Consider the following 19,469-nt stretch of genomic DNA (forward strand, 5'->3'; position numbering starts at 1 on the left):
CTGTTCGATTTGTCATGGTGAGCAACACACACATTATTTCGTCCAAACCGAGGTGATCTGCACAGCCAATTGCTTCAAGAATTCCGCGAATTCCCGCTCCGGTGACACAGGCGCCGGTTGTACCGGTTATGCGTTCCACCGTTGCACAACCACCCCCCTTTCGGGGTGGAGTTCTGACTTTTGGCTGGTTTTATCTCGTTGCCAACAAACATGTTATCCGTATGACTTTGCATTTGTCCCCTTTGTTGATAACACTCGCGTTGAGTTTGCTGTCTGTACCGCTGCTGAAAGCGACAACGGCGGCTCGCGGCACAACATTGACCGGTGCGGTCGGCTGGGCCTGGGCCGCTTGGTTGGCGTGGACCTCAACCTGGATCATCGAATTCACGCGACCGTCCGCAACCATGCTCACGGAACTTGGCTGGTACGCTGCGACGCTATTATCCGTGTGCCCTGCTCTGTTCATCTTGGGGGCGAAGCGGCCGGGATCGCGGGTCTGGACGGTGTTCGTCGTAGTTCCGTTCTTACTCGTCTTTACCTGGCCAATCCTGGCGGACTGGGTTCGCGACTCCACATTGCGTTCGTTTCAGTTGGAACTGCCAATGCGACTCGGGTACGCGTTGGTCTTGGTGATGGGATTCGGAAATTACGTGGGAACCCGCTGGACGATTCCGGCAATCGTGATTGGAATTGCCTGTGGTTGGGTGATGTGGACCTTTGACGGCCGTGCTTTCGAGGCGGGAATCGATAACGTATCGCCAATTCGCACAGTTCCGGTCTGCCTCTTATGTATTGCCGGTCTACTGATTTGGGGAATCAGCCGTCAACCGAATGTGCCGAAATCCGGACTTGATCGATTTTGGGAGTCATACCGAAACGCCTTTGGTGTGGTCTGGGCCGTTCGATTTATGGAGCGAGTGAATGCGATGGCGGAAAAAGAACAGTGGGTCGCCCGCTGGGAATTGGATCGCATTGTCTGGCAGGAGGCGACAGCAGAAGAACGCGAAGAGACTGCTCAGAAAATGGAGGCAACGGTCCGTTGGCTCGGTCGCCGGTTCGCGAACCCCGAATGGATCGACCGTCAACTTCAAACCGTTGAGACCACGGTTCCATCAACTGATTCCGCTGCGAGTTGAAGGAATCACCCGGGATGGATAAAACGGTACCACGCTCTAACCATTCCTCCCAACGATGATGGTGGCATGTCGGATTCCGAGATTAATCTGTTCAGTGATACCGTAACCCGCCCCACGCCGGAGATGTATCAGGCGATTGTATCGGCTCCCGTGGGTGATGATATGTCGGGGGATGACCCGACGACTAACGCCCTCGAAGCGGAGATGGCGAAACTTCTCGGGAAAGAGGCGGCCGTTTTTGCCTGCACCGCGACCCAGGCGAATCAAATGGCGATTCGCGTGCATTGCCGATCAGGCGACGAGTTACTGATCCATCCGACCGGCCATATCTCCAACTATGAGGCAGGGGGGCCGGCGGCGTTGTCCGGTGTGAGTTGTCGGTCTATTCCTGGTCCGCATGGCATGCCTGACTTGGACGAACTGAAAGCCTGTGTGCGGCCAATCGACCAGCATTTCACGCCGACGCGTTTGCTGTGCGTCGAGAACACCACAAATCTCGGGGGCGGACGTGTTTGGCCGTTGGATCGGCTGCAGGCCGTGACCGAATGGGCCAGAGGGCAAGCATTCAAAACGCACATGGACGGTGCACGATTCTTCAATGCAGTCGTCGCGCTCGGTTGCGATCCCGCTGAGGTTGCTCAGTATGTTGACACAGTCACCGTTTGTTTCTCCAAGGGGCTCGGTTGCCCGATGGGGGCGATCTTAGCCGGGACCGAAGCGGAAATTCGGGAAGCGAGACGCTACCGAAAACTGTTTGGCGGAGCCCTTCGGCAATCCGGTGTGGTGGCGGCCGCGGCGCGTTATGCGTTGCAATCTCACGTCGAACGTCTCGCGGATGACCATTCCAACGCACGGTTCTTAGCCGAGCGGCTTGCGAAGATCGATGGTATCCAAGTTGATGTCGATGCGATCGAGACCAATCTCGTCTTTTTCGAGATCGATCCGGAAATCGGAACGGCCGCGCAGATGTCGGCAGAACTGCATCGACGTGGATTGCGAATCGGTGCGTTGGGGGCATACCGTCTCCGTGCGGTCACCCACTTGGACGTCACTCGCGAGGATATGTCGCAGGCCGCCGAGATTGTCCAAACCGCAGTCCGAGAAGGACTTTCGGCGGACATTACACCAGCTGTTCAGTATTGAAACCCGATGGTTTTCAAAATCCGACTGGCGCACCTGTGGTCGAAACGCCGATACCACTATTGCACGTCCAAGGAACCGTTGGGACGCTGCTCGACCGGTTTTCTCCGCGACATGATCGTTGCAGACCCGGTTACCCGCCGAAGCGGAGTCTCTCATGTCCCAACGAAACCCCCGGTTGAACCGGATCCCCCAATTGCGGTACAATTCCCAAGCGTCGATGTCCCGACATCACTCGGAGAGCGACGCCGGTCGGTTGAATCCTCGCAATTCTGGGAGTGCTGATATGGATGTCCGAGGCACTGGGTCCTCCCCCATTGTACGCCCCGTGAATATGCCCAAACCAACCCCCACTGACGCCACGTCTGCAGATGCCTCCTCAGCGAAGGAGACTCCGCCTGCAGATGGGGATCGCATTGAGATTTCATCCGAAGCTGCTGGTAAGTCGTCCTCTGAGAAGAGTTTGCGTCAACAGCGTCTTGATGCCATCAAGGCAGCGATTGACGATGGAACCTATGAAACGCCAGACAAGTTAGAGGCCGCTCTCGGCATGATGTTCGGTGAACTCGGTCTTGATGACGATTGAGAAACAGAAAAACTCGCTTTCAAATTTGAGTTTTTTGCCCGGGGCGCCATAATAACTTGTAACGATTCAAAGTTGCTGGAGTTGACCTCGGCGATTCGCTCTCGATGGTCGCTTCTCGGAAATCTGAATGTCTGATCGACATTTCCCACACAGTTTTTGTAAAAGACGTTCCGACGAAAAAGGCTGGATGAGTGAGTGAATTGCCAACCGTCCCTGTGGCGGTTTCTCCAATCGACAAATTCCGTGAGTATTTGGCCACCCAGGGCATGCGACTCACGCACGAACGCTCCGTGATCGTGGAAGATGTGTTCTCGCAGCACGAACACTTCGATACCGACCAGATCGTCGAGCGACTGACACCTGGAAACACGGGACGGCGTGTGAGTCGTGCGAGTGTCTATCGGACGGTCGGTCTGCTTGAGGAGGCCGGTCTCATTCGGAAGGTCGCGCGGAACAATGAACGCGACGTCTACGAGCACGATTACGGCTATCCTCGACACGATCATTTCATCTGCGATCGCTGCGACACGCTGATCGAGTTCGAGAACGACCGCGTGGCCAAATTGATTGAGGAGTTGGCTCAAGAAACGAATTTTCGGATGACCGGTCATCGACTCGAAGTCTACGGTATTTGCGAAGAGTGCTCGCGGCCTCGCAAACGCAATCCGAAACTCGATCTCTTGTAATTGGCGTGATCTAACGCCGTTTCGTCTGCTCGAATGGCATTGCGCGAAACGCTCTGACGACGGCCAATAACACGCAGAACGCCCCCATGGCTACGCTTGTCAAAATGGCGAGGCTAATCCAGTCGCCGAAGGTGTTGCGGAGCGGCGTCCACATCCATCGCCAGGAAAATAGCACGGCGATCGCTGCGGCGGCCAAATAGGGGCCGAAACCGACGAAACTTCGGCCGGACACAATTCCCAAGACTACGGCGACGGCCAAGCCGGCGAGTGGTGCAATCGCGAACGTGAACAGCACGGCTTGCCAACCGATGAAGCTGCCGATCATTGCCATAAGTGTCACGTCCCCGAAGCCGAGTGCTTCGCGACCAAGAATGACGCGTGCGATCCATCGGGTCACGGCGACGATCATGCCGCCGGCAAGCAGGCCAGTGAGGCTCCATGCCAGCCCATGCCAATGTGGATGGAGGGTAATCCACTCCGGCACATACGCACCACGATAACCAAGAATCGCCATATTCCAATCGATCCATAGCGGAACCAATTCGAGTGCCCCGCTCACGGTCGATGCTGCGACACCGATGATCATGCCCGGTATCGTGATCGCATCGGGAATCACGTAATCACGGAGGTCTGTGACCACCGCCGTCATCAAGAGCGTGATCAGGACCAAGTGAAACCCGAGTCGAACATATTCTCCTGTTTGACTCAGACTCACCGACTCAATTTCTTGGCAGCGAGCAGCGAGCGTTGCCCAGGTGAGTCCGGCAAAGAATCCGGCGGTGATCAATGGGACAAGGATCGTCATTACGAGCGATGACGAACGTGACTCGGATTCCTCGGGCGTTAACCGCCGTCCCCACCAAAGAGCGGCCGATCCGGCAGGAATGCCGCTGGCGGTGGCAATCGCGATTGGTAGCGTGAAATCCGTCATTAGCTCGGTCTCGGCTTGTAGGAATGGTCGGCTGGGAGAAATCAGGTGTCGGGCGGCACGCTCGTTGCTTAGTCAGGCATCAGATGATTCCCGCAACGGTCCGTTTGCAGAAGGATCGAGTGTCGGGTATCGTCCAGAACCATCTCAAACAACCATCTCTAACTTGCTTCCACTGAACGCGCTCAAGGAGAAGCTGTGAATCGAACCATTCGTTGGCTGTCGTTATCCCTCATCATTTGCGGTGTTTCCGCGTCAACTATGTTTGCTCAAGAGTCGAACGGTAATGTCGATGCCGAGTCAACACAAGCAAAATCGGAAATAACAGCCGAGCCTGAAACATCATCGGAGTCCGAAAGTCCGAAGCAACGTGCGGACGGATTCGATGGTGCGGACACCGCGTGGATGCTTATTTGTTCGGCACTGGTGCTTATGATGACAGCACCTGGCCTGGCATTGTTTTATGGCGGACTGGTTCGCAAGAAAAATATCTTGGGAGTGATGATGCAATGCATCTTCCTGATGGGAACGATGTCAATTGTGTGGGCACTCTGGGGATACAGCCTCGCATTTGGTGGTCATTTGTTGGGTGGTTTCGTCGGTGACGGCACTTATCTGCTGATGAACAACGTCTTGCCTTACTACGACTCCGTCGCGGGTGAAGCGGTGTATCCGATGACGGGGTCCATCCCGACCATGGTCAACATGGTGTTCCAGATGATGTTTTTCATCATTACGCCATGCCTGATTTGCGGGGCATTCGCCGAACGCATGAAGTTCAGTGCAATGGTTGTGTTTTCGATTCTCTGGGGCACGTTCGTTTATTGCCCGATTGCCCATTGGGTATGGGGCGGTGGCTATTTCAGTGCTGGTGAACCGATGCACGCGTTTGATTTCGCAGGCGGCACAGTTGTGCACATTAGCTCCGGGGTATCGGCATTGCTGTGTGCGGTCATTATCGGCAAGCGGTTGGGGTTCAATCAGGAACCGATGCCACCGCACAATCTGACGTACACCTGTATTGGGGCTACGATGCTGTGGATTGGATGGTTTGGCTTCAATGCCGGTAGTGCAGTGGAGGCCAACGTGCTCGCAGCGAATGCATTCGTGGCGACTCACATGGCAGCGGCAGCCGGGGTGATCGCCTGGGCCGGGGCCGAATGGTACTTCCGAGGCAAGCCGAGTATTCTCGGAGCCTGCTCAGGAGCTGTCGCAGGGTTGGTCTGTATTACACCCGCCAGCGGCACTGTCACGCCATTGGCAGCCATTGCTCTGGGCTTAATTGCTGGCCTGGCCTGTTTTTGGGCATGCACTTCGCTTAAGACAAAATTTGGCTATGATGACTCATTGGACGCCTTTGGCGTGCATGGAGTTGGTGGAACGGTCGGTGCCATCTTGACCGGCGTTTTTGCGACGCGAGCCGTCACCGGAGACAATCATCCGATTGGTCTGCTGGAAGGCAATGCGGGACAGATGGGACCACAGTTGATTAGCATTGTCGCGGCTGCGGGAATCGCGTTGATCGGCACGTTCATCCTTCTCAAGGTCATTGATGCCACAATTGGTCTGCGAGTCACGCAGCAAGACGAAATGCAGGGCTTGGATCTTAGTCAACATGGGGAGGAAGGTTACATCTTTCTTTAATCGACAGTTGATGAAGACCATCCGATTTGGGAACAGTCATGGCAGGTCGATTGCTCGAGAGGATCGATTGATCAGAGTTCGTCGGCCTGGCATGATTACGGATAAAATGAAGTTTCTAAGAGTCAGTTTCAGAGCGATCTGAAACGCTACCAAAAGTGTTGTGACGAGAGTGTCATCCGTGGAGAAGAAGTCATGAAGAAAATCGAAGCCGTGATTCGGCACTTCAAGTTGGAAGAAGTTAAAGACGCACTGACCAGCATGGGCATTCAAGGCATGACGGTCTCGGAAGTTCGTGGGTTCGGCCGTCAGAAGGGCCATAAAGAGCAGTATCGCGGTGCGGAGTACACCGTCGATTTCTTGCCAAAGGCCAAGATGGAAGTCGTTGTTTCGGACGATCAAGCCGGTGAAGTCATCGAAACCATCTTGCGATCCGCGCGGACTGGGCAGATTGGCGATGGGAAAATCTTCGTCACCAGCTTGGATGAAATGATTCGCATTCGTACCGGCGAAACCGGTCAAGAGGCCCTGTAGGTTCTGCCGAGCTTTTCGGCTTTGATGTTGGATTTTTGATACACAAACTGGTCTGTCATTTTTAGCAACGAGCGGGTGGCGCTTCCCCGTGAGTTCACGAGGAGTTACATCGATGAAAAAGGTTGAAGCTGTCATCCGTCACTACAAACTCGAAGATGTCAAAGACGCCTTAACCAAGGCTGGCATTCAAGGGATGACTGTGTCGGAGATTCGTGGTTTTGGTCGGCAACGCGGTCACAAAGAGCAGTACCGTGGCACTGAGTACACCGTGGACTTTCTGCCGAAGTTGAAACTGGAAGTTGTGGTCGCTGACGATATCCTGAGCAAGGCGGTTGAAACGATCATGACGACTGCTCGCACGGGACAAATCGGCGACGGCAAGATCTTCGTGACCGATTTGGAAGACGTCATTCGGATTCGCACAGGTGAATCCGGTGCGGAAGCCATTTGATTTCCCACCGGAAACGACGAGCAAGAATCGACTGCCGAGACCGACTTCGTGTCGAATTCGTCAGATGCTCGTGTGGTGAATGGGCTGAGATTGCAAGAAGTTCTCCAACCTTCCGGTCCCTTTCGGGCCGGTTTTTTTTTGCTCAGACCACGGGGTGGGTTCTAAAATCCTAAACTGTCAGTCGAGTTGCTCGAATTGGAAAGGCGATAGATGAACTTGGCAACGACGCCATCCGTCAACGACACGCTCGCTACGCTCAAGAAGCGTCGACAAGGGATCGTCGATGTCCGCGAACGTGGGCGGCAATTGTTCGAACGTGGTGCGACAGGCACGCAGGTGGCGTCTGCACTCTCCGATGGTATGGACGCCTTCCTCATACGTTTGATCGAAGAAGAGTTTGAGTTACGCAGCGAAAGCGAACGGGACGTCATTCGTGAGAATGCCGCTGTTGTCGCGGTTGGTGGAACTGGGCGTGGGGATCTTTGTCCCTATTCGGATATCGATCTGCTATTCCTGTATGATCCCGCGGCAGACACACCGTTCGCCGAGTTCTCGTCGACTGTTGTCCGGGCACTTTGGGATGCCGGTTTGCAGCTTGGGCACTCCGTACGCACGATCAAAGAGTGTGTCACGCTGGCCAAAGCTGAACCGCAGATTGCAACCGCACTCACGGAAATGCGTCTGCTTTGGGGAAGCGAACGGCTTGTCGGCTCGCTGCGAAAACAATTTGAGCGGAAAGTCATCCATCGACGGCTTCGTGCCTTTATTGATAGCTGTGTGGAAGCCCGTGGCTCCGAGCGGCTCACGCATGGGAATACCGTGCAACAATTGGAGCCGGACCTGAAATCCTCACAAGGAGGGTTGCGTGACTTCCACTTGCTCCGATGGCTTGGCTATGCATTGTTCAAAGAAAAAGATATCGATTCGCTTCGGCGGAACGGTTCGCTGACTCGTGAAGAAGCCTACGATCTCCGGGGAGCCTATGAGTTTCTGTTGAAGATCCGAATTGATATGCACTTCCACAACAATCGTGAGCAAGATCGGCTCACGCGGGATGAGCAATTGCGGATCACACGGGAACGGAACATCCAGCCCACACCGGCGCAGCGTCCGGTGGAAGTGTTCATGCAGAATTATTTCCGCCACAGTTCGGCTTTGTCGGAAATCGTCATGCGGTTTGTTAACCGTCATTGCCCACGAACACTTCAGGAGCGGCTGATCGAATTCGCGGTGACTCACCGAGTGAATACGATGTTCCACGCTGGCCCTGGGTGGATCGACGTGTTGCCTCGCTATCGCGAAACGGTGCAATCAAGTTTGCTGGAAATCCTCAAACTCTACTATGCGGCTGCCTTGTATGGGCTTACGCCGAAACCCCGGCTCGCCGCCGAGTTGAAAAACGCCGTTCCCAACTTGAGCGAGGAAATCACGCCCCGTGATGCCGCGATGTTTATGCAGATCCTTGGATGCACGACTTATCTGGGGGTCGTCATCCGGGGACTATTCGACATCGGCGTTCTGGAAATTCTGATTCCCGATTTCAAGCACACTCGGTGTTTGCTGCAATTCAACCAGTACCACAGTTACACCGTCGACGAGCACACGCTCAAGGCGATCGAATGTTGTATTCAATTCGAGAACGATGACGATCACCTCGGTCGAGCCTACCGAGCGATTCAACACAAGGAGATTTTGCATCTGGCTTTGCTGCTGCACGACGTTGGCAAGGGATTCGAGGAAGACCACTGCATCGTCGGCAAACGCATTGCGGAACGGATCGCCAAGCGTTTAGGCATTCCGGCTCATCGTGGTCGAACACTCGCTTTGTTGGTGGAAATGCACTTACAAATGGCCGATCTCGCGTTCCGCCGCGATATCAGTGACCCGGCTGTCGTCGTACCATTCGCCAAAGCCATCGGGAGTCTGGACAAACTGCGGATGTTGTTCGTCCTGACGGCTTCGGATATCTCCGCTGTCGGTCCCGGCGTCTGGACGGATTGGAAAGCCGGGTTGCTGTCCGAATTCTATTGCCGAGGCATGTACGTGCTCAGTGGGCGGAAATTCGAGTATCAAGAGCAAAAGCGTTTTCGTGAAATCTTCGAATACGTGTTATCGTCGATTACGAGTCACGATGACGATCAAGAAGACGTCCGCAAATGGCTGTTTCAGCAGCTCACGAGTTTGCCTCCGCACTATCTGGCAGAAACATCGAAGCAGCAAATCGCCCATGACCTCAAAGTTCTGCAAACTATCGACCCGGGTAACATCTCGGTTACCGGACTTTGGAACGACGAGAATGAAATTGTCGACTATCGACTCATTACTCACGAGACGACGGTCAGTGGCGTTTTTCATCGTGTCGTCGGAATTCTGCGGGCGAAACGGCTGACAGTGCATTCCGCGCAGATCAGCACAACCGCAGATGGTTACGTCGTGGACAGCTTTTGCACAAGTGACGGAGACTATGAAGGCGAGGTTCCACTGCAGCGGGTTGAAGAAATTAGCGAGGCACTTCGGACGGGATTGCTCACAGAACAACCTGTGGAGAAGATGTTTCAAAAGGCGAGTCGATATTCGAGTGGTCCACAGGAGTTGGTTTCGGGGCTGCCGACACGGGTTGTGATCGACAACAACACATCACCGAAATGCACCATCCTCGACGTCTTCGCCCAGGATCAACCGGGTTTGCTGTATTTGATCTCGCGGACTTTGTACGAACTCGATACATCGGTCGTGCTCGCCAAGATTTCGACGCACTTTGATCAGGTCGTCGACGTTTTCTATCTCACCGACCGCGATGGCAACAAAATCACCGACGGCGATCGACTCGGCAAGATTCGAGAGGAACTGGAAGAACGACTCGAGCACTTCGAAGCCGAAGGGCACCAATCGTTTTGCTGATGACGAGGCGTGTTTCATTTCGACAATGCGACCGTCGTTATCTTTCCGCTGAACGCGAACGCAATGAAGAATCGTCATTCTCGCTATGGAAGAAAGGCTTCCAAGAGGGTGAGTTCCTCGGCAGCCTGAACTTCCACGTCGTCACAAGCTGCCGGAACGAGGAACGTTGTACCGAGGTTGAGCGGTTGCCCAGACGTTAGTTTGCCGGAACCTCCGAGCACGCTATAGACATGGAATCGGTTATCCGTCGATAATTTCGCAGTTTGACCAGCGGGGACGATGTGGCGTTGCATCACGAAATGGTCATTCTGCACGAGTTCTTCAGTGCGGATCGGGGACGCTGTCTTCACTTGAGGCTCCACCGGATCGACTGGGCCCATGTCGAAGTTGGTGCACTCGAGTGCGGATTCGATGTGGATTTCGCGGGGTTTGCCATCGGCCCCGAGCCGACCCCAATCGTAGAGCCGAAAGGTTAGGTCGCTCGATTGCTGAATTTCCGCCAGCACAATACCTTCACCGATGGCATGAATCGTTCCCGCGGGAATAAACACACAATCGCCTGGATGGACCGTTACCGTGTGCAGAATTTCTTCCACGGTTCCGGCTCGCAGGTGTTCGTCCAATTGCTCTGGACCGATGCCATCCTGAAGTCCCACGTAGAGTTGGCTGCCCGGTTCGGCGTGGACGATCACCCATGCTTCCGTTTTGCCGTTTTCGAGAGGATCGTATTGCTTCGCCTGTTCATCATTCGGATGAACCTGCACTGAAAGCCGATCGTTGGCGTCCAGAAATTTCACTAGCAGCGGAAACTGTTTTCGACCGGCATGACGTCCGAAAATGTCCGCGTTCCGTTCCGTCACCAGTTTCTTGAGCGACCAACCGGCGAACTCACCGTCCGTAACGAGAGATTGATCCTCCCCGTGGTCGGAAATTTCCCAACTCTCGGCGTAGTCGGTCTCCGGACCGATGGGTTTTCCGAGTTCCGTGCCCAATCGTCGGCCACCCCAGCGAATTCGTTTGAGAATCGGCTCAAAAAACAATGGCGGCATTACAAACTCCTGGCATGACATAGTCTTGGGGCCTGTTGGGTCATACCGTGGATGGTAGTCGTTTGCCCCGATCGGTCAATTGGACTTTCGTGGGGCTCGAATCCGGTTTGCGGTGTTTCGGATGACTTGGTATAGTCCGCGCGCGTACTCATCCGTCGGGGTGGGATCCGGGCCAATGGTCTGAAGCCAATGCAGGAGGCATCCGTGCTTGAGCAGACAATGGATTTAGCTGTCGGCGATATGGTCGTCGTAGGCAATCAAGTACTGACAGTGGTCGATATTGACGGGGATGAAGTCAGTTTTCGACTGGATACAGCACCGCCAACAGAATTGGCAATGATGAAGGAAACGGGACAGCAACCGTCGGCTCAAAGCATGACACCACGCCGAGCGAAGTGACGCGACTTTCGGTTAAGCCGTCTGGAGTTGAGCAATCGCGTCGTCACGTGTCTCGACGAGTTCCCAGATTCGGTCTAAATTAGTGACCTGGAGGACTTCCTTACAGTAGGGCATGAGCCCGCAAATCACGAATTTACCGTTCTCGGCTTTCTCCAACCGATTCCAAGCTCGGAATAGGATCTCAATGAATGCGGAGCCGAAGAAATTGACGTTCGACATGTCCAACACCACCAGTGGTGGTTCGGCACTTTCGACTGCTGTTAGAATTTCGGTCCGCACTTCCTGAAGATGGCCTTCCTCGAGTTTTTGATACTCGGGGCCAAGTGTGATGATCGTGATGTCGTCCTGACGGGATACGTGGATGGAATCATTGTTTGGCATGGTCTTGGCCCGCACGAGAACTGATTGTCTTTAGTCGGAGTTGCCCGAAACCACGTTGTTCTCTGGTTTTTCGTCTAGTATATGCGATTTCCGATCTCCATTCAATTCGGAAGTTCTCAGTCGCCTGAGTTTCGACGGATCTCACTGGGTGAAGGTGGGCAACGCTTGCAGTGTCAGTGACACCTCTCGTTCTTGGCCATTCCGAATGACCTGGATCGTAACCGTGTCGCCAACGTGGAAACGTTCGAGGACACGGAATAAATCTTTTGTACCCGTTATAGCCTCGCCATCGAAACCGACAAGTAAATCGCCCAAACGTAGCCCGTTCGGCAATTCGATCGTCGGCAGTAATCCCGCTTTGTCTGCCGCCCCACCTCTAATAATCTTCCGGAACAGCACACCTTTTCGGTCAAGAATCCCGAGCTGTCGAAGCTGAGCCACATCGGAATCGCTCCACACAATGACCGACAAACCAGGGCGATCGACCGTTCCCGTGCGGATGATTTCCGGCACCGCTCGATTGACGGCATCGACCGGGACCGCGAACCCGATCCCTGCATACGCTCCCGATGGGCTGTAAATCGCCGTGTTGATCCCAATCAATCGACCAGCACTATCAAGCAGCGGACCGCCGGAGTTGCCGGGATTGATCGCGGCGTCTGTTTGGATGACATTGAAAATCGTGCGTTCGGTGACGGATTCGATTTCTCGTCCCAACCCACTGATGACCCCTGTGGTCAGTGTTTGATCGAGTCCAAACGGGTTGCCAATCGCGTAGACGTTCTGTCCGACGAGCAGGTCCTGCGAAGTACCCACCGGGATGGGAGACAACAAGGAAGCCGGTGAGTCAATTTTGAGAACCGCGACATCCTTATCGGGATCACTGCCGACGAGTCGCGCATCGTGAACGGAACCATCAAACAGGGTGACGCGGGCGGCTTGGGCTTTTTGGATGACGTGAAAGTTCGTCACGACGTGGCCATCTTCATCCCAGATGAAGCCGCTCCCGGTTCCCAGTGGCTCCCGTTGGAGATCGCGACCGGCGAGTGCAAAGCTTGTGACGTGAACGACTGATGGAGACGCAGCACGATACAGTTCAATCTGTGAGGTTTCCGTTTCCGCTAGTTTTCCGCGGGCGGTTACGATTCGTGGTCGAGCATTTGGGTCGTGAAGTGCGGAAGGGGAAAGGTCCATGAACTTCCAGACAGCCAAACCACTGGCGATCATGAAGAAGAAGACGGCAATCCACGTGGATAATGTCGCCCGCGCCGACTCCGACGATTCATGAGGGAAGTCGGAATTCATCATCGGTTGAGTCTCCGCGTCGAGGGAATGACAGTCGCGATTCACGGATGGAGTCTACCAACACTCGTGGCATCGTGAACTGTCCATCGTGCAACAAGCCCTATTCTGCAGGACGCGTCCCACAGAGGCAAGAGGACGGATTCTCTGGATTTCATACGGATTTCGAGGATCTTTCAACAAGCCAGTTACGTTGACGTTTTGTGCACATGCGATTATAGGGTTTTTCTGTTCACTTTTTGGGTTTCGTTGTGTACGATGTGTTGATCGGAGTCTAAGGGACCAATCGGGAGGGACGTCATGGAGAACTCCGCAACGGCAACACTCATTCAACCTGAGTTGTTTCCGGAGACAAAACGTGAGTCGGAGGCAGTAGTTGGGAATCCACTTCCCTGGGAGACGGCCGCATCGGAGGATTTGCTGGCCGCTCAAGTGGTTGTGAATCGGCCGATCGACAAAGCTTTCACCTATTTAGTTCCGGACCATCTTCGGGCGGACATCCAAACTGGACAACGGGTGCGAGTGCCCTTCGGAAAGGGCGACCGCCTCCTCACCGGATTCTGCGTGAGTTTGGGACCGGTCTCCAAGACCGGGCGGGATTTAAAGTGGGTGCAGTCGGTCGTCGACGAGTTGCCATTGATCACCCCATCGATGATGGATCTCACCCGCTGGATTGCGGATCGCTATCTGTGTAGTTGGGGGCAAGTGCTCGACGGTGTGGTACCGACAGGGGTGAAACAACGTGCGGGAACTCGGTTGATTCGGCGTTTTCGAATCCATCCCGATACGCAAGCTCGACTCGAAGGCGTACGTTTGTCGGCCAAGCAACAGGCCGTATTGCAAGTCCTTCAGGACCGCGACGAGCCATTGACTTTGGAGGAAATCTCGGCGTCCGCTCATTGCAGTGCGGGACCGGTCCAGGCATTGGTTAAAAAGAATCTGGTGATTGCATTGCGAGAACGGACGCATGATTTCGTTCCCGAACCAACCGCCATCGAACGCAATGACGACTTGAAATTGAACGATCAACAAGAAGTCGCATTGCGGTCAATCGTGGACTCCTTGCAAGCGAAACAGCATCAGACTTTTCTACTGCACGGTGTGACCGGCAGTGGAAAAACGGAAGTTTACATCCAAGCGATTCGTGAAGTCGTCGGGTATGGACGCCAAGCGATTGTGCTCGTTCCAGAGATCAGCCTCACCCCACAAACCGTTCAGCGGTTTCAAAGCCGATTCGACTCGGTCGCGGTGCTGCACAGTCATTTAAGTGCGGCGGAACGTCATTGGCATTGGCAGCAAATTCGTCGTGGGGCGGTCAACGTGATTGTCGGTGCGAGAAGTGCGGTCTTTGCGCCGGCTCCCCATTTGGGTTTGATCGTAATCGACGAAGAACACGAAACATCGTTCAAACAGGACTCCACGCCTCGCTACCACACACGGGAAGTCGCGCGCGAACGGGCCCGCATCGAAAAGATTCCGCTGGTTCTGGGGTCCGCCACGCCGACGTTGGAATCGTGGCATCGCGGGCAGACGAGAAAGGACGTTGTATTATCGTTGCCGAAGCGAGTCGAAGAGCGTGCAATGCCGCCGGTCGTTGTTGTGGATACGCGAAACGATCCGCAAATTGAACGCGGTGATGCCATCGGTCGTGTGCTGGAATCGGGGATGCGAACCGCGTTGAAGGATTCCGGGCAGGTGATTCTCTTTCTCAACCTTCGAGGGTTTTCGCCGACTTTGTGGTGCCGAGCGTGTGGTGTTTCGGCGAAATGTCCGCATTGCGATGTCACATTGACGTGGCATCGAGACCGAAATGTGGCATTGTGTCACGTGTGCAATTACCAAACGATTCTCCGAAATTGTCCGGAGTGCGGACACGCGGGCATTCGCCGATTGGGAAGTGGCACGCAACGGTTGGAAGAGGAAGTCCGTCGGAAATTTAAAGAGCACAAGATCCTGCGGATGGACAGTGATTCGATGCGACGGCATGGCAGCTATTCCGCCGCGTTGGCTGCATTTCGCAACGGCGATGTGCAAATTCTGCTCGGCACACAGATGATCGCCAAAGGACTCGACTTTCCAAACGTGACATTGGTCGGTGTGGTCGATGCCGACACAAGTTTGCATCAACCCGATTTGCGAGCCGCCGAGCGAACGTTTCAGCTGATTTCGCAAGTGGCCGGTCGCACGGGGCGAAGTCACCGAGGCGGTCGCGTGTTCGTCCAGACATCATCACCGGGCGAACCGGCGATCGCGTTTGCGGCGGATCACGATTATCACGGGTTTGCTCGTCATGAGATGCAACAACGACAGGCCATGCATGTGCCACCGTTTCGGCATCTGGCCCGGGTCATTCTCCGATCCGAAGATGAAGCCTTCGTCGAAGCGAAGGCCGAAGAGTTTGCAGAAATCGTCAAGCAAACCATTCAGGAAGAGTCATTGGCGGTTTGGTTGTTAGGGCCGGCTCCCGCGCCGGTAGCGAAAGTGAAGGACCACTACCGATACCACTTCCAACTCTCCGCAAGTGACCCTGAGGAGATCGTCAAACTCTGGCGGATCGCGGAAGATCAGCTTCCGAAGTCCAGCGGATTTGAATACGTAATCGATGTCGATCCCACGAATATGCGTTGAATTTCTCACCGGATTTGTTTTTCCTCGATGAGTTCTCGGGAATGCTCGGTCGTCACGATTGAAGTTGACGTCACTCGACCTATAATCTAACGCTGGGAACGGTTTGCGGTCAGAATGATCGGGTTTTTGCGGGAGAAACACCGTTGAGTTGGTTCACCAGAATGATGGCGTCTTCGCTTGGGCGGAAGTACGTCATGGGGATTACGGGCCTTTTGTTGTGCGGGTTCCTCGTCGTGCATATGGCGGGAAACTTGCTGATGTTTGTGGGTGAGGACGCCTACAACGCTTATGCACACGCATTGCACAGCCAAGAGTGGTTTGTCAAGTTTGCCGAAGCGGGCTTGTTGCTGCTGTTTTTGCTCCACCTCTACTTGGCTGTCACGCTGACGGTCAATAACCGCGATGCTCGCGACAAAAGTTACGCCATCAAACACGACAAAGACTACGCGGAAAAAGCCCCGTTGTTGGCGAGTCGTTGGATGTTTGTCTCCGGTGTGATCGTGTTGGGCTTCATCATCCTTCATCTATGGGATTTCACATTCCAGTTAGGGGCGGATGATTTCTACGTGACCAAAGACGGAAAGGCCGTCGAGCCTTTCGACAAGGCCATTGCCATTTTGACGCAATGGCATGTGCTCGCTGTTTACACGCTCGGCTGTTTGATGTTGGGGGCTCACCTCAGTCACGGCTTCTCCTCGGCATTTCGCAGTCTTGGGTTGAGTCACCCAAAATACAACAAATTGGTGCGAAATCTCGGTTATCTGTTCGCGATACTTTTCGGTTGTGCCTTTGCAATCTTCCCCTGGTGGGCGAAGTATCGCTAGGTGGCTTATTCCGCAAATCGTGAGGCGAACATCCCGGACTCGAACTCATTCTCACCGTCGTTCCCAATGTCCGCGAACATTGGGAACTGAAGAAGTAAGTGAATCTCATGCCTGAAACGACCGACACTCAGTTGCTAGACGGAAAAGTCCCGTCCGGGCCGATGGCCGATCGCTGGACAAAGCACAAAGGCGAATTGAAACTCGTTTCGCCGAACAACAAACGCAAGTTTGACGTCATTGTTGTCGGCACTGGTTTGGCGGGTGCATCGGCGGCGGCTTCGCTCGCTGAAATGGGCTACAACGTCAAAGCATTTTGCATTCACGACTCCCCGCGACGTGCTCACAGTATTGCCGCTCAAGGGGGGATCAACGCCGCCAAGAACTACCCGAACGACGGCGATAGCGTTTGGCGGTTGTTCTACGATACCGTCAAAGGTGGCGACTTCCGCAGTCGTGAATCCAACGTTCATCGCTTGGCAGAAGTTTCGGGGAACATCATCGACCAATGCGTTGCGCAAGGCGTTCCCTTCGCTCGTGAATATGGCGGATCACTGGCGAACCGCACGTTTGGCGGTGCGTTGGTCTCGCGAACGTTCTACGCACGTGGCCAAACCGGTCAGCAGTTGCTGCTGGGGGCTTACGGGTCGTTGATGCGTCAGGTCAAACTTGGCAAAGTGAAACTGTATCCACGACGGGAGATGATGGATCTCGTCACCGTTAACGGGATGGCACGCGGGATCGTTTGTCGAAACCTGCTCAACGGTGAACTCGAATCCTATGCGGCACACGCCGTCATCTTGTGTACCGGTGGTTATGGAAACGCGTACTATCTTTCGACGAACGCGAAAGCTTGCAACGTAACTGCAGCGTATCGGTGTCATAAACGTGGAGCATTGTTTGCGAATCCATGCTTCACACAGATTCACCCGACTTGCATTCCAGTTTCGGGCGATTATCAGTCCAAGCTCACCTTGATGAGCGAAAGCCTGCGGAACGACGGCCGTGTTTGGGTGCCGAAAGATAGCACCGACAAACGGCCGCCATCGGAAATTCCGACCGAAGATCGAGACTACTACTTGGAGCGTCGTTATCCCGCCTTCGGGAACATGGTGCCCCGCGATGTGGCCTCCCGAGCGGCCAAAGAACGCTGTGATTCGGGCTACGGAGTCGGCGATACCGGCATGGCGGTGTATCTCGATTTCAAAGATGCCATTGCCCACTACGGCGAAGACACCATCCGAGCCAAGTACGGCAACTTGTTCCATATGTACGAGAAGATTACGGACGAGAACCCGTACAAAGTACCGATGCGGATCTATCCTGCGGTCCACTACACCATGGGGGGACTCTGGGTGGATTACAACTTGCAGAGCAACATCCCAGGGTTGTTCGTGCTTGGTGAAGCAAACTTCTCCGACCACGGTGCCAACAGACTCGGTGCCAGTGCGTTGATGCAAGGTCTGGCGGACGGTTATTTCGTTGTGCCGTACACAATTAACGACCACCTCGCGAGTCACAAGTTCAACCCGGTGAGTGAGAATCACCCGGCGTTCAAGGAAACGTCGGTCGAAGTTCGTAACCGGATGGAGCAACTCCTGTCGATCAAAGGACAACGGTCCGCGACCAGCTTCCACCGTGAACTCGGTGCGATCCTGTGGGACAAAGCTGGAATGGCTCGAAATGCGGAAGGGCTCACGACCGCTCTCGAACAAGTGCGAAACTTGCGCGATGAGTTCTGGAGCAACCTCCACGTCACCGGTGAGGGGGAAAGTCTCAACCAGGAACTCGAACGAGCGGGCCGTGTTGCCGATTTCATCGAGTTTGGAGAACTACTCACTCGTGATGCGCTCAATCGAGCTGAATCCTGCGGTGGTCACTTCCGTGAGGAATACCAGACCTCCGAAGGCGAAGCTCAACGCGACGATGAAAACTTCCAATACGTCGCGGCTTGGGAACACAATGGCGTCGGAAAAGAACCAACATTGCGGAAAGAACCGCTCGAATTCGTCGAGATCGAGCCGACTCAGAGGAGTTATAAATAATGACCTCCATTCCTGATGCTCGTGAGAATCAATCTCACGACCTTTTGAATCTGACGCTAAAAATCTGGCGTCAATCGTCGACTGACGAGCGTGGTCGTTTCCAAACCTACAAGCTTTCTGGCATCTCGACGCATATGTCGTTTCTTGAGATGCTGGATGTGCTGAATGAGCAACTCGTCAGCCAAGGCGAAGAACCCGTGGCATTCGATCACGATTGCCGCGAGGGAATTTGCGGTTCGTGCGGGATGATGATCAACGGTCAAGCCCATGGGCCGGACAAAGAAACCACCGCGTGCCAACTGCACATGCGGAAGTTCGGCAACGGAGATACAATCGTCATCGAACCGTGGCGTGCCTCGGCGTTTCCGGTCTTGCGGGACTTGGTCGTCGATCGGTCTGCACTGGATCGTATCATCGAATCGGGTGGTTATGTCTCGGTCAACACTGGCAACGCCCGAGACGCCAACAACCTGCCCGTCCCGAAGCAAAACGCGGACTTGGCGATGGAGGCTGCTGCGTGTATCGGCTGCGGTGCGTGCGTTGCGGCTTGCAAGAACGCATCAGCGATGTTGTTCACCAGTGCGAAAGTCTCGCAAATGGCTCTCTTGCCGCAAGGGCACCCGGAACGCGACCGCCGTGTTCTGAACATGGTTGCCCAAATGGACGAGGAAGGTTTCGGTGCTTGCACCAATACCAACCAGTGCCAAGCAGCTTGTCCGGCGGGAATTCAGGTCACGAACATCCATCGGATGAACCGCGAGTATCTGCGGGCATCCCTTTGTTCCAGCGAGATGCCACCCGCCTAATGCATTTGACGGTACGGCAGCAAGTTGATTGTAAT

Annotated in this window: 17 protein-coding genes; 13 read left to right on the forward strand and 4 right to left on the reverse strand. The window is 54.5% G+C overall.

All coding sequences use genetic code 11. The annotated features are described in order from the left end of the window. Positions 1-221 precede the first annotated feature (221 nt). The 4 genes from G6R38_RS12495 (at position 222) to G6R38_RS12510 (ending at position 3,548) form a co-directional block, all read left to right on the forward strand. Positions 222-1,136 carry a hypothetical protein gene (locus G6R38_RS12495; protein WP_166825442.1) on the forward strand — a complete coding sequence of 305 codons (915 nt, stop codon included), beginning with the start codon at positions 222-224 and terminating at the stop codon, positions 1,134-1,136. 66 nt (positions 1,137-1,202) lie between these two features. Beyond that, positions 1,203-2,279 (forward strand): threonine aldolase family protein, encoded by a 1,077-nt coding sequence (locus G6R38_RS12500; RefSeq protein ID WP_166825445.1) that lies wholly within the window; start codon positions 1,203-1,205, stop codon positions 2,277-2,279. A gap of 154 nt (positions 2,280-2,433) precedes the next feature. After that, positions 2,434-2,862 carry a flagellar biosynthesis anti-sigma factor FlgM gene (locus G6R38_RS12505; protein WP_166825448.1) on the forward strand — a complete coding sequence of 143 codons (429 nt, stop codon included), beginning with the start codon at positions 2,434-2,436 and terminating at the stop codon, positions 2,860-2,862. Between the two features lie 191 nt (positions 2,863-3,053). After that, entirely contained in the window at positions 3,054-3,548 is a 495-nt protein-coding gene (locus G6R38_RS12510; RefSeq protein ID WP_240928179.1) for a Fur family transcriptional regulator, read from the forward strand. 10 nt (positions 3,549-3,558) lie between these two features. On the opposite strand, the gene G6R38_RS12515 is transcribed toward G6R38_RS12510, so the two are convergent. Then, complete coding sequence (locus G6R38_RS12515) at positions 3,559-4,479, reverse strand: prepilin peptidase (RefSeq protein WP_166825451.1); 921 nt, start codon at positions 4,477-4,479, stop codon at positions 3,559-3,561. A 258-nt stretch (positions 4,480-4,737) separates the two neighbouring features. On the opposite strand from G6R38_RS12515, the gene G6R38_RS12520 reads away from it, so the two are divergent. The 4 genes from G6R38_RS12520 (at position 4,738) to glnD (ending at position 10,003) form a co-directional block, all read left to right on the forward strand. Continuing rightward, on the forward strand, positions 4,738-6,120 hold the full coding sequence (locus G6R38_RS12520; RefSeq protein WP_166826674.1) for an ammonium transporter: 1,383 nt from the start codon (positions 4,738-4,740) through the stop codon (positions 6,118-6,120). A gap of 192 nt (positions 6,121-6,312) precedes the next feature. Then, the gene (locus G6R38_RS12525) at positions 6,313-6,651 is read left to right on the forward strand and encodes a P-II family nitrogen regulator (RefSeq protein ID WP_166825454.1); all 339 of its coding nucleotides are present in this window, start codon (positions 6,313-6,315) and stop codon (positions 6,649-6,651) included. A 112-nt stretch (positions 6,652-6,763) separates the two neighbouring features. Beyond that, positions 6,764-7,102 carry a P-II family nitrogen regulator gene (locus tag G6R38_RS12530; protein WP_166825457.1) on the forward strand — a complete coding sequence of 113 codons (339 nt, stop codon included), beginning with the start codon at positions 6,764-6,766 and terminating at the stop codon, positions 7,100-7,102. Between the two features lie 210 nt (positions 7,103-7,312). Continuing rightward, positions 7,313-10,003 carry a [protein-PII] uridylyltransferase gene (glnD, locus tag G6R38_RS12535; protein ID WP_166825460.1) on the forward strand — a complete coding sequence of 897 codons (2,691 nt, stop codon included), beginning with the start codon at positions 7,313-7,315 and terminating at the stop codon, positions 10,001-10,003. Between the two features lie 83 nt (positions 10,004-10,086). Here glnD and G6R38_RS12540 read toward each other — a convergent pair whose 3' ends face one another. After that, a complete protein-coding gene (locus G6R38_RS12540; protein ID WP_166825463.1) occupies positions 10,087-11,052 on the reverse strand; it encodes a type I phosphomannose isomerase catalytic subunit in 966 nt (321 codons plus the stop codon). A gap of 204 nt (positions 11,053-11,256) precedes the next feature. On the opposite strand from G6R38_RS12540, the gene G6R38_RS12545 reads away from it, so the two are divergent. Next, positions 11,257-11,451, forward strand: coding sequence for a hypothetical protein (locus G6R38_RS12545; protein ID WP_166825466.1), 195 nt, complete (start codon positions 11,257-11,259; stop codon positions 11,449-11,451). Between the two features lie 12 nt (positions 11,452-11,463). Here the strand turns inward: G6R38_RS12545 and G6R38_RS12550 are convergent, their stop codons facing one another. Together G6R38_RS12550 and G6R38_RS12555 are read right to left on the reverse strand one after the other, a co-directional pair. Then, positions 11,464-11,832: an STAS domain-containing protein gene (locus tag G6R38_RS12550; protein WP_166825469.1), complete on the reverse strand. Its 369-nt coding sequence runs from the start codon at positions 11,830-11,832 to the stop codon at positions 11,464-11,466. 141 nt (positions 11,833-11,973) lie between these two features. Then, positions 11,974-13,140, reverse strand: coding sequence for a S1C family serine protease (locus G6R38_RS12555; protein ID WP_166825473.1), 1,167 nt, complete (start codon positions 13,138-13,140; stop codon positions 11,974-11,976). Positions 13,141-13,434: 294 nt separating this feature from the next. Here G6R38_RS12555 and priA point away from each other — a divergent pair, with 294 nt between their 5' ends. The 4 genes from priA to G6R38_RS12575 all read left to right on the forward strand — a co-directional run bounded on the left by priA (position 13,435) and on the right by G6R38_RS12575 (position 19,434). Continuing rightward, on the forward strand, positions 13,435-15,762 hold the full coding sequence (gene priA / locus G6R38_RS12560) for a replication restart helicase PriA (protein WP_166825476.1): 2,328 nt from the start codon (positions 13,435-13,437) through the stop codon (positions 15,760-15,762). Between the two features lie 161 nt (positions 15,763-15,923). Continuing rightward, entirely contained in the window at positions 15,924-16,586 is a 663-nt protein-coding gene (locus G6R38_RS12565) for a succinate dehydrogenase cytochrome b subunit (protein WP_166825479.1), read from the forward strand. A 107-nt stretch (positions 16,587-16,693) separates the two neighbouring features. Beyond that, positions 16,694-18,628, forward strand: a complete 1,935-nt coding sequence (locus G6R38_RS12570) for a fumarate reductase/succinate dehydrogenase flavoprotein subunit (RefSeq protein WP_166825483.1) — start codon at positions 16,694-16,696, stop codon at positions 18,626-18,628. Beyond that, positions 18,628-19,434, forward strand: a complete 807-nt coding sequence (locus tag G6R38_RS12575) for a succinate dehydrogenase/fumarate reductase iron-sulfur subunit (RefSeq protein ID WP_166825486.1) — start codon at positions 18,628-18,630, stop codon at positions 19,432-19,434. The genes G6R38_RS12570 and G6R38_RS12575 overlap by 1 nt, the downstream gene beginning before the upstream one ends. The last annotated feature ends 35 nt before the right edge of the window (positions 19,435-19,469 follow it).

The sequence above is a fragment of the Thalassoroseus pseudoceratinae genome (assembly GCF_011634775.1).
Classification (GTDB): domain Bacteria; phylum Planctomycetota; class Planctomycetia; order Planctomycetales; family Planctomycetaceae; genus Thalassoroseus; species Thalassoroseus pseudoceratinae.